The organism is Streptomyces sp. NPDC048415 (assembly GCF_040651675.1).
In the GTDB taxonomy this organism is placed as follows: domain Bacteria; phylum Actinomycetota; class Actinomycetes; order Streptomycetales; family Streptomycetaceae; genus Streptomyces.
Genome location: NZ_JBEZKJ010000028.1, coordinates 44,083 through 64,191, shown reverse-complemented (window position 1 = coordinate 64,191; position 20,109 = coordinate 44,083). Strand labels below are relative to the sequence as shown.

14 protein-coding genes and 1 pseudogene are annotated in these 20,109 nt (G+C 70.2%); 8 read left to right on the top strand and 7 right to left on the bottom strand.

What is annotated here, in order from left to right; genetic code table 11:
• The first annotated feature begins 27 nt into the window (after positions 1–27).
• Both speB and AB0D27_RS20195 read left to right on the top strand, forming a co-directional pair.
• Complete coding sequence (speB, locus tag AB0D27_RS20200) at positions 28–996, top strand: agmatinase (protein ID WP_362510292.1); 969 nt, start codon at positions 28–30, stop codon at positions 994–996.
• Positions 993–2,678, top strand: a complete 1,686-nt coding sequence (locus tag AB0D27_RS20195) for a thiamine pyrophosphate-binding protein (protein ID WP_362510289.1) — start codon at positions 993–995, stop codon at positions 2,676–2,678. Before speB ends, AB0D27_RS20195 begins: the two co-directional genes overlap by 4 nt.
• Before the next feature lie 63 nt (positions 2,679–2,741).
• On the opposite strand, the gene AB0D27_RS20190 is transcribed toward AB0D27_RS20195, so the two are convergent.
• Both AB0D27_RS20190 and AB0D27_RS20185 read right to left on the bottom strand, forming a co-directional pair.
• Positions 2,742–3,545, bottom strand: coding sequence for an endonuclease (locus tag AB0D27_RS20190; RefSeq protein ID WP_362510286.1), 804 nt, complete (start codon positions 3,543–3,545; stop codon positions 2,742–2,744).
• A 207-nt stretch (positions 3,546–3,752) separates the two neighbouring features.
• On the bottom strand, positions 3,753–6,263 hold the full coding sequence (locus AB0D27_RS20185; protein WP_362510283.1) for a glycosyltransferase family 39 protein: 2,511 nt from the start codon (positions 6,261–6,263) through the stop codon (positions 3,753–3,755).
• 278 nt (positions 6,264–6,541) lie between these two features.
• Here AB0D27_RS20185 and AB0D27_RS20180 point away from each other — a divergent pair, with 278 nt between their 5' ends.
• The 3 genes and pseudogenes from AB0D27_RS20180 to AB0D27_RS20170 all read left to right on the top strand — a co-directional run bounded on the left by AB0D27_RS20180 (position 6,542) and on the right by AB0D27_RS20170 (position 12,321).
• Entirely contained in the window at positions 6,542–7,465 is a 924-nt protein-coding gene (locus AB0D27_RS20180) for a serine hydrolase (protein WP_362510280.1), read from the top strand.
• Positions 7,466–7,615: 150 nt separating this feature from the next.
• A pseudogene (locus AB0D27_RS20175) lies at positions 7,616–8,534 on the top strand (esterase-like activity of phytase family protein).
• A gap of 61 nt (positions 8,535–8,595) precedes the next feature.
• Complete coding sequence (locus AB0D27_RS20170) at positions 8,596–12,321, top strand: ABC transporter ATP-binding protein (RefSeq protein ID WP_362510277.1); 3,726 nt, start codon at positions 8,596–8,598, stop codon at positions 12,319–12,321.
• Here the strand turns inward: AB0D27_RS20170 and AB0D27_RS20165 are convergent.
• The gene (locus AB0D27_RS20165; RefSeq protein WP_362510274.1) at positions 12,305–12,781 is read right to left on the bottom strand and encodes a hypothetical protein; all 477 of its coding nucleotides are present in this window, start codon (positions 12,779–12,781) and stop codon (positions 12,305–12,307) included. The genes AB0D27_RS20170 and AB0D27_RS20165 overlap by 17 nt on opposite strands.
• Positions 12,782–12,953: 172 nt before the next feature.
• Here AB0D27_RS20165 and AB0D27_RS20160 point away from each other — a divergent pair, with 172 nt between their 5' ends.
• The gene (locus tag AB0D27_RS20160; protein WP_362510271.1) at positions 12,954–13,343 is read left to right on the top strand and encodes a hypothetical protein; all 390 of its coding nucleotides are present in this window, start codon (positions 12,954–12,956) and stop codon (positions 13,341–13,343) included.
• 151 nt (positions 13,344–13,494) lie between these two features.
• Entirely contained in the window at positions 13,495–14,934 is a 1,440-nt protein-coding gene (locus AB0D27_RS20155; protein ID WP_362510268.1) for a S28 family serine protease, read from the top strand.
• Between the two features lie 99 nt (positions 14,935–15,033).
• On the opposite strand, the gene AB0D27_RS20150 is transcribed toward AB0D27_RS20155, so the two are convergent.
• On the bottom strand, positions 15,034–15,606 hold the full coding sequence (locus AB0D27_RS20150; RefSeq protein WP_362510370.1) for a hypothetical protein: 573 nt from the start codon (positions 15,604–15,606) through the stop codon (positions 15,034–15,036).
• 171 nt (positions 15,607–15,777) lie between these two features.
• The gene (locus AB0D27_RS20145) at positions 15,778–17,625 is read right to left on the bottom strand and encodes a glycoside hydrolase family 3 N-terminal domain-containing protein (RefSeq protein WP_362510265.1); all 1,848 of its coding nucleotides are present in this window, start codon (positions 17,623–17,625) and stop codon (positions 15,778–15,780) included.
• A gap of 686 nt (positions 17,626–18,311) precedes the next feature.
• Between AB0D27_RS20145 and AB0D27_RS20140 the strand changes: the two genes are divergently transcribed.
• Positions 18,312–18,968, top strand: coding sequence for a GNAT family protein (locus AB0D27_RS20140; RefSeq protein ID WP_362510262.1), 657 nt, complete (start codon positions 18,312–18,314; stop codon positions 18,966–18,968).
• Here the strand turns inward: AB0D27_RS20140 and AB0D27_RS20135 are convergent.
• Together AB0D27_RS20135 and AB0D27_RS20130 are read right to left on the bottom strand one after the other, a co-directional pair.
• Entirely contained in the window at positions 18,949–19,182 is a 234-nt protein-coding gene (locus AB0D27_RS20135; protein WP_362510259.1) for a DUF397 domain-containing protein, read from the bottom strand. The genes AB0D27_RS20140 and AB0D27_RS20135 overlap by 20 nt on opposite strands.
• Positions 19,179–19,997, bottom strand: coding sequence for a helix-turn-helix transcriptional regulator (locus tag AB0D27_RS20130; RefSeq protein WP_362510256.1), 819 nt, complete (start codon positions 19,995–19,997; stop codon positions 19,179–19,181). The genes AB0D27_RS20135 and AB0D27_RS20130 overlap by 4 nt, the downstream gene beginning before the upstream one ends.
• Positions 19,998–20,109 lie beyond the last annotated feature (112 nt).

The following is a 20,109-nucleotide window of genomic DNA, read 5'->3' as shown; positions in this document are numbered from 1 at the left end:
GGAGCGTAGGAAAGAAGGCAATCCATCATGAGCAGCAACGAGACGCCCCGCGGGCCCGTCGACTCCTCCCGTATCCCGCGGTACGCGGGCCCCGCCACCTTCGCCCGGCTGCCGCGCCTCGACGAGGTCGGCACCGCCGATGTCGCCGTGGTCGGTGTGCCGTTCGACTCCGGCGTCTCGTACCGGCCGGGCGCCCGCTTCGGCGGCAACGCGATCCGCGAGGCGTCCCGGCTGCTGCGCCCCTACAACCCGGCGCAGGACGCCTCCCCCTTCGCCCTCGCGCAGGTCGCGGACGCCGGTGACATCGCGGCGAACCCGTTCAACATCAACGAGGCCGTGGAGACGGTGGAGGCCGCCGCCGACGAGCTCCTCGGCACGGGTGCCCGCCTGATGACGCTGGGCGGCGACCACACCATCGCCCTCCCGCTCCTGCGCTCCGTCGCCAAGAAGCACGGCCCGGTCGCGCTGCTCCACTTCGACGCGCACCTCGACACCTGGGACACGTATTTCGGCGCCGAGTACACGCACGGCACCCCGTTCCGCCGCGCCGTCGAGGAGGGCATCCTCGACACCTCCGCCCTCTCCCACGTCGGCACCCGCGGCCCGCTGTACGGCAAGCAGGACCTCACCGACGACGAGAAGATGGGCTTCGGCATCGTCACCTCGGCGGACATCTACCGCCGCGGCGCCGACGAGGTCGCCGACCAGCTGCGCCAGCGCATCGGCGACCGCCCGCTGTACATCTCCATCGACATCGACTGCCTCGACCCGGCGCACGCGCCCGGCACCGGCACCCCCGAGGCGGGCGGCATGACCTCCCGCGAACTCCTGGAGATCCTGCGCGGGCTGGCGTCCTGCAACCTGGTCTCGGCCGACGTCGTCGAGGTGGCGCCCGCGTACGACCACGCCGAGATCACGGCCGTCGCCGCGTCTCACACGGCGTACGAACTGACCACGATCATGTCCCGTCAGATTGCTGAGGCTCGCGCGAAGTGACCCACGACCACGACCTGGTTCTCCGTCCGTCGGTGGCGCAGACGGAGGCCGCGCTCAACCCGCCCCCCGGCCGCAACGGCGGAGACCTGGTCGTGGAGACCCTCGCCGGTCTCGGCGCGACGACCGTCTTCGGCCTGCCGGGCCAGCATGCGCTGGGCATGTTCGACGCGCTGCGCCGCTCCTGCCTGCGGTACGTCGGACTGCGCGTCGAGAACAACGCGGGGTTCGCGGCGGACGCGTACGGCCGTATCACCGGTGAGGCGGCGCCGCTGCTGCTGTCGACGGGGCCGGGTGCGCTGACTTCACTCGCCGCGCTCCAGGAGGCGGCGGCGGCCTCCGCCCCCGTCCTCGCGATCAGCAGCCAGGTCCCCAGCCCCGGGCTGGGCGGCGGACGCCACGGCTATCTGCACGAACTCCCCGACCAGCAGGCGTCGTTCAGGGGAGTGGTGAAGTCGGTCCACACGGTCCGCAGCCACTCCCAGATCCCCTCCGCCATCGCGGCGGCCTGGGAGTCGGCGCTGACGGCTCCGCACGGCCCGGTGTGGGTGGAGATCCCGCAGGACGTGCTGTTGGCCGAGACGCGGCTGCCGGTGGTGACGGCGATGGACGCGACACCGCAGGACGTGGTCCCGCGCCCCGAACTCACCGCGGTGGCGGCTCACTTGCTGTCTTCCGCGCAGCGCCCGGCGATCATCGCGGGCGGTGGTGTCGTACGAGCGGACGCGTCCGGCAAGCTGCGGCAGCTCGCCGAACGGCTGTCCGCGCCCGTGGTCACCACCTTCGGCGGCAAGGGCGCCTTCCCCTGGGAACACCCGCTCTCCCTCCAGTCCTGGCTGGAGGACCGCCACACGACCGACTTCCTGGAGGACGCGGACGTCCTGCTGGTGGTGGGCTCGGGCCTCGGTGAACTCTCCTCCAACTACCACACGTTCAAGCCGCGCGGCCGGGTCATCCAGATCGAGGCCGACCTCGGCAAACTGGAGTCCAACCACCCGGCGCTGGGCATCCACGCGGACGCCCGCCTCGCGCTGCAGGCGCTGCTGGAGACGGTGGAGGAGCGCACCGACCCGACGGCTCCGGAGCGCGTACGAGCGCTGCTGTCGCGAGTCTCCGACCGCATCGCGGCTCAGGAACTCACCCTGGAGCAGGATGTGTTGGCGTCGGTCCGCCGAGCGCTCCCGTCCTCCGCCCCGTCCTTCTGGGACATGACGATCCTCGCCTACTGGGCCTGGTCGGCCTTCGACCCGCGCGGCGCGAACACCATGCACTCCGCCCAGGGCGCGGGCGGTCTCGGCTACGGCTTCCCGGCGGCACTCGGCGCGGCGGCGGCCGACCCCGACCATCCCGTCCTCGCGGTCTCCGGCGACGGCGGCGCCCTCTACTCCATCGCCGAACTGGCCACGGCCAGGCAATACGACCTCAACGTCACCTGGCTCATCGTCGACGACGGCGGCTACGGCATCCTCCGCGAGTACATGACCGACGCCTTCGGCGAGCCCACGGCGACGGAGCTGACCCGCCCCGACTACGTGGCCCTGGCGGAGTCCTTCGGCGTCCCCGGCGTCCGCACGACCCCCGAGACCCTGGAGGAGGACCTGTCCAAGGCCCTCGCTTCCCCCGGCCCTTCGGTGGTCGTACTCCCGGCCGTGCTGCGGATGTTCGCATCGACGCACCTGGACTGAAATCGCAGCAGCGAGCTGGTTGAACTCCCCTTCGCAAGAGGGGAGTTCAACCCTCAGGCCGGACTACCAGATCGCGTCCACCCACTCCGGGTGGTCGATGAACGGGTTGCGGTTGTGCTGGTAGGTGTCGTAGATGACCTGGTTGCGCTTCTCCTCGAAGGCGCTCGGCGGGTCCTCGTCGCTCCACTGCTTGAGGACGGTGAGCTTGCCGATGTACGGGTTGCTGCCGTTGTTGACCTTCTCGTTGGGCTCCAGGTCGGCGAAGCCGTCGCCGCCGTCGTAGCGCACGGCCATGTAGAGGATCATGCGGGCCACGTCGCCCTTGTCGGCGTCGCGGGGCTCGAAGGAGTCGGAGTCGGTGAGGCTGCCGCCCCCGCCGCTGACCGTGCTGCCGCCCTCGTCGAAGTCTTTGTTGCCACGGATGCTGTTGACCTGGACGTCCGCGGGGCGCAGGTGGTGCAGGTCCGTGCCGGGACCGGTCACCTCGCCGAAGTCACCGTGGGACTTGGCCCACACGTGCTCGCGGTTCCAGTCGCCGGTGTCACCGCCGTTGAGGGACTTCGCGCGCGAGCTGCCGCTGTACAGCAGGATCACATTGCTGCTGTTGTTCGGGTCCTGGTCGGTGACCTTGAGCGCGTCCCAGACCGCCGAGTACGAGATCTTCGTCTGGCTGCTGATGATCGTGTGCAGCGAGGACTTCAGGGTCGTACCCGTCTTGCCGACCGCGTTCTTGTAGTACGTGCTGTCGTACGCGGTCGTCGTGGCACTCGCGGGAGTGGCGGTCACCGTGGGGAGGGTGAGGCCGACCAGGACGGCGGAGGTGGTCAGTGCCAGTGTTTTCCAGCGGCGTATGTGCGTGGCGGGCATGGGGGCGTCCGTTCTACGCGTGTTGATTGAGCGGGGCAAGGGGGAGCGTGGCATGGACATGCGTTTCAGGGAATGAACGGGGCGTGTCGGTCACGTGTCGGATCCCGGCAAGTCGCCTGTTCTACGCGCGTTTTTGGCATACCACTGCGGCCCCTGACGGGCAGAAGCCGGTCAGGGGCCGCAGTGGGGGCGGAAGTTCGGCCTACATCAGCCGGCGTCCGCGGGCTCCAGTCGGTACAGCGTCGACTGGTTGGTCTGGGACGCGGAGTCCGACCCGGACTCCGACCCGGACTTCGAACCCGACCCCGATCCGGACTTCGAACCCGACCCCGACGCCGTGCCGGACGTCGAACCGCTGCTGTACGCGCTCTCCTTCACCGCGGTGCCGTTCTTCTTCACCCAAGCGGTGATCTGCGTACTGAGGGTGCTGTTGCCGCCCATACCGCCGCCACCGCCGAGCTGGATGTAGTGCAACTCGCCCTTCTTCACCAGCTCTTTGAGCTTGGCCAGCGTCATGGCCTTGTCGGTGCCGGTGAAGCCCCACATGGAGATGACGGGCTTTCCGGTGCTCACGATCAGCTGCGAGGCGCCCTGCGAGTTGGGCACCGCCACCAGCCACTTGGCACCGTCCTGGTGCTTTTCCAGGTACGAGGCCAGCTCGCTGCTGGCGGAGCCGCCCATGCGGCCGCCGCCGAAGCCGCCCGCGCCGCCGCGCTGAGCGCCGGTGCCGTTCGGGGGCGTGCCGCCCTGCCCGCCGGTTCCCTGCCCGCCGGCTTCCTGGCCGCCGCGGGCGCCGCCCTGGGGCAGTTCGCCGGTGCCGCCGCCGGGCGTCATCCCGCCGCGCGGGAAGCCGCCTTCCTGGCCGCCCGCCCGACCACCCTGCTGGGTGCCGCCGGGCGCCTCACCGCCGCCCGGAGCGCCGTTGCCGCCGCCGAAGCCGCCCCGTCCGCCGCCGGGACGGCCGCCACCGAAGCCGCTGCCCGTGGAGGGTCCGGCGGTGGGGTTGGTGCCGCCCATGCCGCCGCCCGCGCCGCCCGAACTCGCGGGTTCGGCGACCGCGTACGCCGTCGGGCCGGCCAGGGCCGCGACGATCGCTGCGGCCACGGATGCGGTCAACAGGCGTGCCCGGTTACGGGGGTTTGAGCCGGAGCCGGGGCCGGAATGCGAGCGGGGGTAGGAACCGGAGCCGTAGCCGGAACCCGCCCCAGCCTCGGAGCCCCAGGAGCCCGATCGCGCCTCGGCGTCCGCGCCCGAGCCCATCCGGGCGTGCGAGCCCGAGCCCGCCCCGGCGTCCGATCCCGCCCCGGCGTCCGCGTCCGCGCCCGCCCGAGCGCCCGCGCCCGACCGGAACACGAACATCCCCACGATGCCCAGCACCATCACCACCGCGACGGTCGGCCACAGCCAGCTGTTCCAGCCGGAGGCCCGGCGCAGCAGTACGACCGCCCAGATCCCGGTGACCGCGAGAGCGGCGGGCAGGACCCACGACCAACGCACGTCATCGCCGCGGAAGGCACGCAGCAGCATCACGCCACCCCCGCCGCACAGGACCGCGATGCCGGGGGCGAGCGCGGTCGTGTAGTAGGGGTGCATCGTGCCCTCGGCCATGCTGAACGTCAGGTAGTGCAGCACGGTCCAGCCGCCCCACAGCACCAGCGCGGCGCGCGTGAGGTCGGTGCGCGGGGCACGGCCGAGAAGCACCAGGCCGCCCACGAGGGCGATGCCCGCGAAGGGGAGCAGCCAGGAGATCTGGCCGCCGAGGATGTCGTTGAACATACGGCCGAGACCGGCGGTACCGGCGAAGGTGCCGCCGCCTCCACCGCCCCCGGCGCCGTTGCCCTCGCCTCCAAGAACCCGGCCCAGGCCGTTGTAGCCCATGATCAGGTTCCAGGCGCTGCCGTCCGTGGAGCCGCCGATGTACGGGCGGTCGTCAGCGGGTACGAGCGAGACGGCCGCCGCCCACCAGAAGCTGGAAACGGCCAGGGCCACGGCCGCGAGCAGCAGGTTGCGGACCTTCTTCGCCCAGCCGAGATTCGACGCGTACAGGTAGACGGCGAAGACGGCGGGCAGGGCGATGTAGCCCTGGAGCATCTTGGTGTTGAAGGCGAATCCGAAGCAGACCGCCGAGCCGAGCAGTGGCAGCAGCCTGCTGTCGCGGGTGGCTCGCAGGCCCAGGGCGGCGCCCGAGACCATCAGCAGCACGAGCAGGGTGTCCGGGTTGTTGTCACGGTTGATGGCGACGGTGATCGGGGTGAGCGCGAGGACGAGCGCGGCGACGGTGGCCGCCGCGTGCCCGAAGACCCGCTTCACGGAGGAGTGCAGGATCCAGATCGTGCCGAGCGCGGCGGCGATCATGGGCGCCATCATCTGCCAGGTGCCGAAGCCGAAGACCCGGCAGGACAAGCTCATGATCATGAGCGCGAACGGCGGCTTGTCGACCGTGATGAAGTTGCCCGCGTCGAGCGAGCCGAAGAACCACGCCTTCCAGCTCTGCGTGCCGCTGAGCACCGCGGCGCTGTAGAAGCTGTTCAGACCGGAGGACGACAGGTTCCAGGAGTACAGCACCGCGGCCAGGACCAGAACGGCGAGCAGCGCGGGGAGCGACCAGCGCGGTGCGGTGGGTGTGGGGGACGGCCCCTTGGGCGGCTCGGCGGTCGGGGCGCCGGGGGCCACGGAGTGGCCGGGGGCCGGGGACAGTGGGTCGGTGGCAGATGTCACCAGTGCACCATGCATACGCCGGATGGGCGCGAGCTGTGGTCCGCCTGGGGACGAGCTGTGGCTGGATGAGATCCCGGTAAGAGTCCAACGGCGTCGGCCGCGAGTCCAACGGCATCGGTCAAGAGTCCTACGGCATCGGTGACTCCAGCCCGCACGCCAGAAAGACCCGAACCCCGTTCAGGGGAACGCCCGTACAACTTTCGGCCATCCCTACGAGTCAAGAGAGGTGAGCGCGCCGGGGGCGCGCTCGTATCGGTTCAAGGGGATGGGAAGCCTCCATGACTCACCGAATATCCCGGGGTGCCCGTGTGCTCGCAGCGAGCCTCGGTGCCGGGGTGATCGTGCCGTTCGCCGTGGCCGCCGCGCCCGCGGCCGCCGATCCGGCACCGACGGTCAGCTGTACGTCGGACAAGGCGGGCCTGGCCGCCAAGTTGCAGAAGGACATCACCGCGGCGCTGGCGAACCGCAACGGCACGATCGCGGTCGGCCTCTACGACCGCACCACCAACACGAAGTGCAGCCTGCGCGCCAGCAGCGCCTTCGACTCCGCCAGCGTCGTGAAAGCGACCGTGCTCGCCACGCTGTTGTGGGACGCCAAGAAGCACAACCGGTATCTCACGGACCGCGAGACCCAGCTCGCCACCGCCATGATCACCAAGTCGGACAACGACGCGACCACCACCCTGTGGCGGCAGTTGGGTGTGACGAAGGTCAAGGGCTTCCTCACCGCCGCCGGGATGACCCAGACCGTGCCGGGCGCCAACGGATACTGGGGCCTGACCCAGATCACCGTCCGCGACGAGCAGAAGCTGCTCGCCCTCGTCACCGCGAAGAACACCGTGCTCAGCGACAATTCGCGCGCCTACATCCTGAAGCTGATGGGGCAGGTCATCTCCTCGCAGCGCTGGGGTACGCCCGCCGGTGCGCCCTCCTCGGTCTCCGTGCACGTCAAGAACGGCTGGCTGTCCCGTTCCACGCACGGCTGGCGGGTGCACAGCATCGGCACCTTCAACGGCGCGGGGCACGACTACATGATCTCCGTGCTCACCCACGGCAACAGCACCATGGACTACGGCGTCGCCACCATCCAGGGCGTGGCCAGGGTCATCCACAAGGACCTCGTGCCGGTCACCACGAGCACGCAGCTGTACACGCCGACGAGCCACCCGAGCGAGGCGTTCCCGGCGGTTCCGAGCAGCTGAACCGCCCGTGATTTACGGCGAGTCCGCCCCCGGGCCGTCGGCGGAACCGCCCGTGATTTACGGCGAGTCCGCCCCCGGGCCGTCGGCGGAACCGCCCCTGATTCACGGCGAGCCCGCCCCCGGGCCATCAGCGCGTCCTACCGTGACCGCATGCGCCTGAGATCCGTACTCGCCACCGTCACCGCCGGTCTGGCGGCGGCCACCTGCGTGACCGCCGCCGGGCCCGCCGCCAACGCCCGGTGGGACAAGGCCTGTTCGCCCTCGGTCTCCCTCGAGAGCTTCTCCGACGCGCTCGACAAGACGACGTACCACGGCACCTTCGTCGGCAACCTCTCCGCGCTCGCCGTGGACCGCGACGGACAGATCGCCGCCGTCTCCGACCGCTCCTGGCTCTTCACCCTGGACCGCACCACCCTTCAGCCCAGGAGCGTCGTGCCGCTCGCCGACGAGAAGGGTGCCGCGCTCGACTCCGAGGGCCTGGCCGTCGACGTCCCCGACTCTCGGCTTCGCTCGAGCGGGGGGAGCCCCATCGGCACCCGTCTCGTCACCTCCGAGACCGAGCCGTCCGTCCGCCGCTACGAGCCGGACGGCACCCTGGCCGGCAGCCTCCCTGTACCGGACGCGCTCAAGGTGGCCCCCGCCGGCCGTGCCACTTCGAACCAGACTTTCGAGGGTCTGACCCTGCTGCCCGGCGGGCACACCCTGCTCGCCGCGATGGAGGGCTCCCTCAGGGGCGACACCGGGGGCATCGTCCGCTTCCAGACGTGGGAGCGCTCGCAGAGCGGCTTCCGGCTCTCCGCCCAGTACGGCGTGCGCCTCGCCCGCAAGACCCTTCTCGCCGATCTCGTGAACTGATCTCGCCGATCTCGTGAACTGCCCTTCGCTGGGCGCACAGGCCAAGCAGCCGCAGCCCAATCCCCTCCTCGACAACATCGAGGGGCTCGCCGTCACCGGACGCGCCCACGGTCGGCTGAACCTGCTCCTGGTCAGCGACGACAACCAGAACCCGGTGCAGATCACCCGCTTCTACTCCCTGCGCGTACGGCTTCCTTTTGTTGCGGAGGGATGAAATCCGCCTCGTTCGGTGTTGGTGCCTTCCGGCGGAGTGACGATCTACGGAAGGCACCGGCGTGGCAACGCAGCGGGGATGGGCACGGCGACTCGCCGGGTACGCGTGGCGGTACCCGAAGGACGTGGTGCTCGCGCTCGGCGCTTCGCTGGGCGGCATGGCCGTCATGGCGGTGGTCCCGCTGATCACCAAGGTGATCATCGACGACGTCGTCGGCGACCACAGCCGCCGTATGGGCCCCTGGGCGGGCGCCCTGATCGCCGCCGCCGCCGTCGTCTACGCCCTCACCTACATCCGCCGCTACTACGGCGGCCGTCTCGCCCTCGACGTCCAGCACGACCTGCGCACGGACATGTACCGGACGATCACCCGGCTCGACGGGCGGCGTCAGGACGAGCTGTCCACCGGGCAGGTCGTCGGGCGGGCGACCAGCGACCTCCAGCTGATCCAGGGCCTCCTCTTCATGCTCCCGATGACCATCGGGAACGTACTCCTCTTCCTGATATCGCTCGGGATCATGGCCGCGCTGTCCCTGCCGCTCACCCTGGTCGCGCTGGCCGTCGCCCCCGCCCTCTGGTTCGTCGCCAAGCGCAGCCGCTCCAAGCTGCACCCCGCCACCTGGTACGCGCAGGCGCAGGCCGCCGCCGTCGCCGGTGTGGTCGACGGCGCCGTCAGCGGCGTACGCGTGGTGAAGGGCTTCGGGCAGGAGGACCAGGAGACCGGGAAGCTGAGGGAGGTCGGGCGGCGGCTCTTCGCGGGGCGCCTGCGGACCATCCGGCTGAACGCCAAGTACACCCCGGCCCTCCAGGCCGTGCCCGCCCTCGGGCAGGTCGCGATGCTCGCGCTGGGCGGCTGGCTCGCCGTACGCGGGCAGATCACGCTCGGTACGTTCGTGGCGTTCTCCTCCTACCTCGCCCAGCTCGTCGGACCCGTGCGGATGCTCGCCGTCGTCCTCACCGTCGGGCAGCAGGCCCGGGCCGGCGCCGAGCGGGTCCTCGAACTCATCGACACGAAGCCGTCGATCCAGGACGGCACGAAGACGCTGCCGGCCGACGCGCCCGCGACCGTCGAGTTCGACGACGTGTCGTTCGGATACGAGGAGGGGCGGCCGGTCCTGGACGGGCTGAGCTTCGAGATCCGGCCGGGCGAGACCCTCGCCGTCGTCGGTTCGTCCGGCTCCGGAAAGTCGACCGTCTCCCTCCTGCTGCCGCGCTTCTACGACGTCACGCACGGCGCCGTCCTCGTCGGCGGCCACGATGTCCGCGAGCTGACGACCGAGTCGCTGCGCGCCGCGATCGGACTCGTCCCCGAGGACTCCTTCCTCTTCTCCGACACCGTCCGCGCCAACATCGCCTACGGCCGCCCGGACGCGAGCGACGAGGAGATCGAGACCGCCGCACGCGCCGCCCAGGCCGACCGGTTCATCGCCGAGCTGCCCGAGGGATACGCCACCAAGGTCGGCGAGCACGGCCTCACCCTCTCCGGCGGTCAGCGCCAGCGCGTCGCGCTCGCCCGCGCCCTCCTCACCGACCCGCGCCTGCTGGTTCTCGACGACGCCACCTCCGCCGTGGACGCCCGCGTCGAGCACGAGATCCACGAGGCCCTGAAGCACGTCATGGAGGGCCGCACGACTCTGCTGATCGCGCACCGCCGCTCCACCCTCAACCTCGCCGACCGCATCGCCGTCCTCGACGCGGGCCGGCTCGCCGACATCGGCACTCACGAGGAACTCCAGGAGCGCTCCCCGCTGTACCGGCGGCTGCTCACCGACCCGGACGAGCTGGGCGGCGTCTCGCCCGGACACGCCCAGCCCTCCTACCCGCGGGAGGACACCTCCGTACGGGATGAGCTGGACGCCGAGTTCGACGCCGAGCGCGGTGTGACCCCCCACCTGTGGACCGGCGATCGCGAGCCGAAGGACAACGCGCTCGCGGGGATGCCCGCCACCCCCGACCTCCTCGCCCAGGTCGAGGCGTTGCCCCCGGCCACCGAAACCCCCGGCATCGACGAGGCCCGTGCGGTCACACCCGAGGAGTCGTACGGACTGCGGCGGCTGCTGCGCGGCTTCGGCGCCCCGCTGCTCGTCAGCCTCGCGCTGGTGGCCGTCGACGCGGTCATGAGCCTGCTGCTGCCCGTGCTGATCCGACACGGCATCGACCAAGGCGTCACCCGGCTGGCGCTTGGCGCGGTGTGGGCGGCGGCGGCGTTCGGGCTGGTCACCGTGCTCGTCCAGTGGGCGGCGCAGATCGGCGAGACCCGGATGACGGGACGGACGGGCGAGCGGGTCCTGTACGCACTCCGCCTGAAGATCTTCGCGCAGCTCCAGCGCCTCGGACTGGACTACTACGAGCGGGAGTTGACGGGTCGGATCATGACCCGGATGACGACGGACGTGGACGCGCTGTCCACGTTCCTCCAGACGGGCCTGGTCACCGCCTTCGTCTCCGTCGTCACCTTCTTCGGCATCATGGTCGCTCTGCTGGTGATCGACGTGCAGCTCGCGCTCGTCGTCTTCGTCACGCTGCCGCCGCTGATCATCGGCACGTTCTTCTTCCGCCGGGCGAGCGTGAAGGCGTACGAACTCGCCCGCGAGCGCGTCTCGGTGGTCAACGCCGACCTTCAGGAGTCGGTGTCCGGTCTGCGGATCCTGCAGGCCTTCCGGCGCGAGGGCTCCGGCGGACGGCGGTTCGCGGAGGGCAGCGACAGCTATCGCAGGGCGCGGATCCGCGGGCAGTGGCTGATATCGGTGTACTTCCCCTTCGTGCAGCTGCTGTCGTCGGTGGCCGCTGCGGCGGTACTGATCGTGGGCGCCCACCGGGTCGACGCCGGCACCCTCACGACCGGCGCGCTCGTCGCCTACCTCCTCTACATAGACCTCTTCTTCGCGCCCGTGCAGCAGCTCTCGCAGGTCTTCGACGGCTACCAGCAGGCGACCGTCTCGCTCGGGCGCATCCAGGAACTGCTCCAGGAGCCCACGTCCACGAAGGCCGCCGACGAGCCGCTCGAGGTGCTGTCGCTGCGAGGTGAAATCGCCTTCGAAGACGTCGACTTCGCGTACGGCGACGACGAAGAGGCCCTGAGCCAGGTGTCGTTGCGCATCCCCGCCGGGCAGACCGTCGCCTTCGTCGGGGAGACCGGCGCGGGCAAGTCGACGCTGGTGAAGCTGGTCGCCCGGTTCTACGACCCCACGGGCGGGCGGGTGACGGCAGACGGCGAGGATCTGCGCGCCCTCGACCTCACCTCCTACCGCCACCGGCTCGGGGTCGTCCCCCAGGAGGCGTACCTCTTCCAGGGCACGGTCAGGGACGCCATCGCCTACGGCCGTCCCGACGCGACCGATGCCGAGGTGGAGGCCGCCGCCCGCGCGGTCGGCGCCCACGAGATGATCGCCACGCTGGACGGCGGCTACCTCCACGAGGTCGCCGAGCGCGGCCGCAACCTCTCCGCGGGCCAGCGCCAGTTGATCGCCCTGGCCCGCGCCGAACTCGTCGACCCGGACATCCTGCTCCTCGACGAGGCCACCGCCGCCCTGGACCTGGCGACGGAGGCCCTGGTCAACCAGGCCACCGACCGCCTCGCCGGACGCCGTACCACCCTGGTGGTCGCCCACCGGCTGACGACGGCGGCCCGCGCCGACCGGGTCGTGGTCATGGACCACGGCCGGGTCGTGGAGGACGGCACGCACGACGAACTGCTCCAACTCGACGGTCAGTACGCCGAGTTGTGGCACACCTTCGTCGGAGCCGCCGAACCGGGAGAGCCCGAGCCCGTCAGCTCTTCTGCTTGATGTCGGAGATCTTCTTCGTCGCGAGGTCCGACTGCACCGCCAGATAGGTGTACGTCGGATGCTGGGCGGATCCCCACGTCAGCCGGACGGTCGACCAGGTGTGTCCCATGCCGCTGTCGCCGGGCGTCACCTTCCAGGCCCGCGGCACGTCCTGCGCGCGCAGCACACCGTCGGCGTGCTCGCGGCTCTCCCACGTGGCCAGGCGCGAGCGGAGGCCCGGGGTCAGGTAGAAGGTGCGCAGCTGGGTGTCGAGATGACCGGATCCCGAGTCGTTCACCGCGTCGATGTACGCGCCGTAGAAGTCGGCCACGCGGTCGTAGGCGGGACCGTTGGCTCCGCTGCGGACGGGCGGCGGGCTGGTGGAGCTGGCGACTGCCGGTACGGAGGCACCGGCCGTGATGAGGAGCGCCGCCGCGACGAGTGCACGGCTGGTCGTACGAGAGGGATTCATGCCGGACATGGACTACCGCCTTTCGTTTTCTGACCAGTTGGACACCGGGTAAACGGGCACGGTTGCCCCAAACCTGCAGAAAACTCCGCGGACTCTCCGGGTGGGCTCGGCGGAACGCAACCATCCGACGTACGTCGTGCGTCCGTACACCAGTACGCTGATTGCTGCGGGAGGGACAACAGTGGACAGTGGTGCGATACGCCGACGGTTGGCGCTCGGCGTGGCCGTGCTGACCGCCTCCGGGCTGCTCGCGCTCGCGAGCCCGGACAGCGCGCAGGCGGCCACCTCGTACTGCTCGGGGCGCAAGGTCCGCACCCTGCCCTTCTCGACCGGATCCGTGCAGGTCTACAAGAGCAGCGGCTACGTCTGCGCCGTGACCTTCCCCAAGCAGCAGGGCTCCCGCAAGCCGATGTCCGTCAGCGTGCAGGCGCGCGGGGGCCGGCCCGTGGTCGACTCGGGGCATTTCGCGCATCACGCGGGACCGGTGACCGTGCACGTGGGCCACCGCTGCGTCCGGATCAAGGGCTCGGTCGGCTCGGCATCGGTGGACTCGGGCTGGATCCTCTGCTGAGTCGCGCCGCGGGGCGAGCGTCCGAATTCGGCCCCGCGCTTTCTCAGCCGAATCACCGCATACCCACAAGGTTCGCTCAATCGCCCCTGGTGTCACGGCAGTTGCTCCGCTAGGTTCCGGCGGACATCTGCGTATTCCCAGGGGAGGGTGCATGCGCAAGGCGCTCAGATGGCTGCTGGCGCTCACGGTGCTCATAGGCACGTTGAGCACGGCCGGGGCGGCCACCGCTGCCCAGCCGGAGGCCACGAGTACGTCGGCCTCCACCGACACGGACATAAAGGACCGGCTCCTCGCGATACCGGGCATGAGCCTGATTCAGGAGAAGCCGTACACCGGATACCGGTTCTTCGTCCTCAACTACACCCAGCCGGTCGACCACCGGCACCCGTCCAAGGGCACGTTCCAGCAGCGGATCACCCTGCTGCACAAGGACACCTCGCGCCCGACGGTCTTCTACACCGGCGGCTACAACGTCTCCACCAACCCGAGCCGCCGCGAGCCGACCCAGATAGTGGACGGCAACCAGGTCTCCATGGAGTACCGCTTCTTCACCCCGTCCCGGCCCGACCCGGCCGACTGGTCCAAGCTCGACATCTGGCAGGCGGCCAGCGACCAGCACCGTATCTTCGAGGCCCTCAAGCCGATCTACGACCAGAAGTGGATCTCCACGGGCGGCTCGAAGGGCGGCATGACCGCCACGTATTACGAGCGCTTCTACCCGCGCGACATGGACGGCGTCGTCGCGTACGTCGCCCCCAACGACGTGGTGAACGACGAGGACTCCGCCTACGACCGCTTCTTCACGAACGTCGGCACCAAGGAGTGCCGCGACAAGCTGGACGCCGTGCAGCGCGAGGCGCTGGTGCGCCGGGAGCCGCTGGAGAAGAAGTACGAGGCGTACGCCGCCGACAACGGCTTCACCTTCACCACCATCGGGGACCTCGACAAGGCGTACGAGGCGGTCGTGCTCGACTACGTGTGGGGCTTTTGGCAGTACAGCCTGCTGTCCGACTGCGACTCGATCCCGGCGGACGCGGCGCACGCGAGCGACGACGCGATCTGGGACTCGGTCGACACCATCTCCGGGTTCTCCGCCTACACCGACCAGGGCCTGGAGACGTACACCCCGTACTACTACCAGGCGGGCACCCAGCTCGGCGCTCCCACGATCCACTTCCCGTACATCGAGAAGAAGTACATCCGCTACGGCTACCAGCCGCCGCGGAACTTCGTGCCGCGCGACATCTCCATGAAGTTCCAGCCGTGGGCGATGCGGGACGTGGACTCCTGGGTCCGCCACAACGCCCAGCACATGCTCTTCGTCTACGGCCAGAACGACCCCTGGGGCGCCGAGCGCTTCCGCCTCGGCTCGGGCGCGCGCGACTCGTACGTCTTCACAGCGCCGGGCCTGAACCACGGGGCCAACGTCGCCGGCCTCGCGGCCGACGAGAAGGCTCTCGCCACGGCCCGCATCCTTCAGTGGGCGGGCGTCGCCTCCGCCGCGGTCCGGTCGAACCCGCAGGCGGCGAAGCCGCTGGCGAAGTTCGACGCGAAGCTCGACCGCCGCGATCCGGAGAAACGCCGGATCTAGCCCGGTTTGAGGACGAGCGCGAAGCGCGATGACGGGATCTGGGGGCTCCGCCCCCAGATCCCGTCATCGGGCAGGGGCGGAGGGGGCGAAAACCGCCCCTTACACCGGCCGAGCGCAGCCAACTGGCTTACTCCCGCCCAGCTGGACGTACAGCTCCGTGGACCCGGGGCACTTGGAGCGGGCTGTGACCGCGGACGTGACCCGGTACTCAGGGGACTTCTTGTCCGTGCCGTCACAGGCCGTCTCGCGGACCTGCCCGCTGCCCGCGCTGTAGACGCAGTCGCCGACGATGGTGCGGGGCCCTCCGCCGCCCCCCGGATCGCCGGGGTGCGGCGGCTCCAGCTTGCGCATGCAGGCGTAGCCCCGCGGCACCACGCCGTCGCCGTCCTCGTCGGAGGCGGGCCGGGTCTCGCTGATGTGCAGGACGAAGTCCGTGGTCGGCGGGCACGACGGCCCGTCGGCCACCTTGCCGTCGTAGCGGGCGATCACCCGCGCGGCGGCCCGTTCACTGCCGCAGGGAACCTCCGTGAAGCTGGTCGCCCCGAAGGAGCTGCACTCGCCGCGGGCGAGGAACACCGCCCCGTACCCGGAGGGCCGCGTCGAGGCCGGCGCCGGGCTGGGTTCGGCGCCCCCCGAGCCGGACCAACGGGCACATCCCGCCAGGGCGGCCATCGCCAGCAGCAGCGCGCACACCAGCCCTACGGAACGCCGACACAACGCCCTGGCTCGCATGGCTTCCCCCCGATACCCCCGCCCAGCGTGACCCGCGACAGCGGGTACACGCCAGACGTGTGGGGTCCTTTGCGCCACTTGGGGGTGGTGCGCCGGGTATACGGCGTACGCCTAATACGTCAAGCCGTACCCGATCGGATACAGCACCTGCGCGGGGTCGTCCGCCCGCTGCACCGGCACCGGCAGCCTGCCTCGCGGGCCGACCATGCCCGCGATCACCCGGGCCGCGGCGCGCAGTTCGACGTCGGTCCAGGAGTATGACGCCAAGTAGGCGCCTACGCCCGGGAGTTGGGCCACGTCGTACGGATTGCGGATGGCGACGGCGATCACCGGGACGCCGGTGGCGACGAGCCGTTCGACGAGGGTCTTCTGAGAACTGGTCGCCGTCACGTTGTACGTCCCGACGACCACCGCCTCCGCGTCCCCCGCCGCCGCGACCGCCTTGGCGATCGTCGCCGCCGACGGCGCGGTACCGGTGGACAGGGCCGTCGCCGTGAACCCCAGCTCGGTGAGGGCGGCGGCCAGGACGGTGGTGGGCGGCCCGTCGGACAGGGAGGGAGAAGCGGGGTCGGCGCCCACGACCAGCACCTTCGGGGTGCGGCGGCGCGACAGCGGCAGCAGACGCTCCTTGTTGACCAGGAGAGTGGTCGTGCGCTCGGCGATCCGGTCGGCCGCCCTGAGGTGCGCCGGGGTGCCGGCTGTCCGGTCGACGCCGCCGTCGGTGACGTACGGGTCGGACAGCAGGCCCAGCTTCGACTTCAGCCGCAGGACGCGCAGGATCGACTCGTCGAGGCGCGACTCGGTCAGCTCGCCGCCGCGCACGGCGTTCAGCACCGCGTTCCACGCCACGTCCAGGTTCGGCGGGTTGAGGAGCTGATCGACACCGGCCTTCAGTGCGAGGACGGGTACGCGGTCGTCACCGTACTTCGTCCGGACGCCCTGCATGCCGAGCGCGTCCGTCACCACGAGCCCGTCGTAGCCGAGTTCCTCGCGCAGGATTCCGGTGAGGATGGGATGCGAGAGGGTGGCGGGGTCGCCGGCCGGGTCGAGCGCCGGGACCATGATGTGGGCGGTCATGATGGAGTCGATGCCGGCGCGGATGGCCGCCCGGAACGGCACGGCGTCCAGCCCCTCCCACACCTCACGGCTGTGGGTGATGACGGGGAAGCCGAAGTGACTGTCGACGGCGGTGTCGCCGTGGCCCGGGAAGTGCTTGGCGGTGGCCGCGACGCCCGAACTCTGATACCCCTTCACCTCCGCGGCGACCAGTCCGGCCACCGCGTCCGGGTCGGCGCCGAAGGAGCGTACGCCGATGACCGGGTTGGCCGGGTTGACGTTCACGTCGGCGACCGGGGAGTAGTCCTGGCGGATGCCGATCGCGCGCAGCTCGGCACCGCCGATCCGGCCCACCGTGCGGGCGTCGGCCCGCGACCCCCCGGCCCCCAGGGCCATCGCGCCCGGGAACAGCGTCGCGGGCTTGCCCACGCGTGCCACTATCCCGTGCTCCTGGTCGGTGGAGACAAGAACGGGCAGCCCGCGGGGCTGCTCCAGCGAAGCCTTCTGAATCCCGTTCGACAGAGCCGCGATCTGATGCGGATCGCGGGTGTTGTGCGCCCAGGCGAAGTAGATGATCCCGCCGACGCGATACTTGGCGATCAGCTCGGCGGCCGTACGGACGCCGATCTCCTTGAGGTTGGCGTCGATGTCCGCCTGGTCGGGCGCGGTGGCCGAATGGCCGTACACCCGCATCACGAAGAGCTGGCCGACCTTCTCCTCCAGTGTCATACCGGAGATCAGGGCGCGCAGTTCCTTGTCATCGGGCCGCCCGTCGGCGGCATACGAGCTGGTTCCGGCGGCGAGAGCGGCGCTGACGCCGGCGCTGGCGGCGAGAACGGTACGTCTGGACGGCCGCAGCGGTCTGGACGGTCTGGCGGTGCTTCCCGTGCTGGAGTCGCGCACGTGCGCTCCTTCCCTCATGAAGGAAACTTCCGAGGAGTCACGAATATCCGGGAAGTTTCTTCCAGTCAAGGGTGTGCACAGTAACCGGGGAGGGGCCGCCACCGGCGCAGTTGGAGGGGGGCGCGCCGGTGACGGCGTGCTGCCGGCCGCAGGCGGCGGAGAGGGTGGTCAGCTTTCGCAGCCAGCAGCGAGGCCGACACCGCACTGCGGAGACTCACCCGACAGCATGCGGGTTGGACGAAGGGGAGGGGGAGCGGGTTCCCGGGTTTCGGGGAACGCCGGAAGTTGGGACGGGGGGTGCTGGAGGGGGGTGCTGGGACTCGGTACCGGCGGGCAATCGTGCCGCGGAGGCGGCGTCCCACCGCGTAACTGCGGGTAGACGTGCCGCTAGGAGCGGCCCCCGTCCCAAAGAGAGCGGCACTTGTCAGCGCCGGCTGGCGCAACCCGCCCTGACCCGAGCCCCAAGGCCGGGGCACAGGCATGCGACGGTTCCGTGGGCGGCGGCCCAAAGGAAGGTCCACTTGGCGGACGCTCCAGCGGAGGGCGCGTCCGCGTAGGGGCGTACGCGAGAGCTCATGAGTCTGACCGCCGCCGGGAATTTCGTTCGACGGTGCCGGGTGCGTACGGAAGACTTCGCCGGGCTTTCGTGAGGAGTTCGCGGAACGGGACGCGGAGGGTGGCAGGCATTGGGATTCCAGATGGTGGCGCCGGTTCTTGAGGGTGCGCTCGTGCGACTGGAGCCGTTGGAGCATCGTCACGCGGCCGACCTCGCCGTGGCGGCCGAGGAGGACCGGGGCTCGTACGAGTTCACATGGGTGCCCAGGGCCGACGAGGTCGGCGACTACATCGACGCGCAGCTCGGCCGCGCGGCGACGGGACGGCTGGCACCGTACGCCCAGGTGTCCGTCTCCTCCGGGCGAGCGGTCGGCGCCACCTCGTTCTGGGAGCCGCGCTCCTGGCTCACCGACGACCAACTCGACGCCGTCGAGGTCGGCTTCACCTGGCTCGCGTCCTCCGCGCAGGGGACGGGACTGAACGCCGAAGCCAAGTTGCTCCTCTTCCGGCACGCTTTCGAGGAGTGGGGCGTGGCACGCATCGACCTGAAAACGGACGCCCGCAACAGCCGCTCCCGCGCCGCGATCCAGAGCGCGGGCGCCCGCTTCGAGGGCGTGCTGAGGAACTGGTCCCGCTCCTGGGCACCGGGAGAGCAGGGGCGGCTCCGTGACTCTGCGATCTTCTCGGTCACGGCGGAGGAGTGGCCGGAGTGCGAGGTGCGCTTGGAGGAACGGGTCTCTGGGTTCGTGGGCCGGACGGCCCCGGCGGTCACTTCACGGCGTACGTGAGGAACGTCGTCCACGTGGTGGGGGAGACGGTGAGGTGGGGGTGGGTGGGGGCCTTGGAGTCGCGGATGTGGATGGCGGAGGTGGTGGCTATCTCGACGCATTCACCGCCGCTGCTGTCGCTGTAGCTGCTCTTGCGCCAGGTGTAGGCGGCTTCGACGCATTCGCCGCCGCCCGAGTCGCTGTAGCTGCTCTTGAACCACTTCAGCCCACTCATAGCTCACCCGCCAACTGCCCGATCAGAACTACGGATTCCTCCGGTCGGAGGGCCTGACTTCTGATCATCGCATAGCGGCGAGCAAGGACACCTACCTCAGCGGGCTTGGATACCAGCAGGCTCTTTCCCAGGGCTTCCGTGTAGACGAGGGTGCTCTGCTCCGGAGTCTCGATGACTGTCATCGGGCCGCGCAGCCCCGCATGGGCACCGAGGCGTGAAGGCATCACCTGAAGGACGACGTTGGAGCGCTCGGCGCATTCGATCAGGTACTCGTACTGGCTGCGCATGACGTCCTTGCTACCCATCTGCCTCCTCAGTGCCTCTTCTTCGAGGATCACGTTGATGACACACACCGGCCTTCGTTCGAAGAGCGCCTTGCGCTCCACCCGGGCCAGCGTCAATTGCTCGATCTCCTGCTCTTCCAGGGGCGGGAAGTCGCACTTGAGCAGCGCCCGGGTGTACGCCTCGGTCTGCAGAAGCCCGTGCATCAGCTGAGTGCTGTACGAGGACACGCTGAGCGCGTCCTGCTCCAGCTGCACGAACCCCTGGAAGTACTCCGGATACCGCTCCAACCGCAAATACTTAGCCGCCGCCGAAACAAGCCCCCCCGCCTCCAACGCCTTCTCCGCCCCCTCGATGAACTCATCGGTCGCAGGCTTGGCGCACGTCTCGACGGCGCTCACCGCCGCCCCCGTGTACCCCATCAGCTGGCCCAACTCGTTCTGCGAGAGCCCCGCCTTGGTGCGCAGTACGCGCAGTACCTCCGCGAAGTACTGTGCGGCGGGCGAGGACGCGTTCTTCTTGGACTGCCCCATCGCAGACACTCCCTCAACACGGCTCAACGCCAATCAACCTGCGTGTGACGCCAGTTGTCACCCGGGATTGTCGACGCTCGGTCACTGGTGACGGTAGCGATCAGGGCCGACA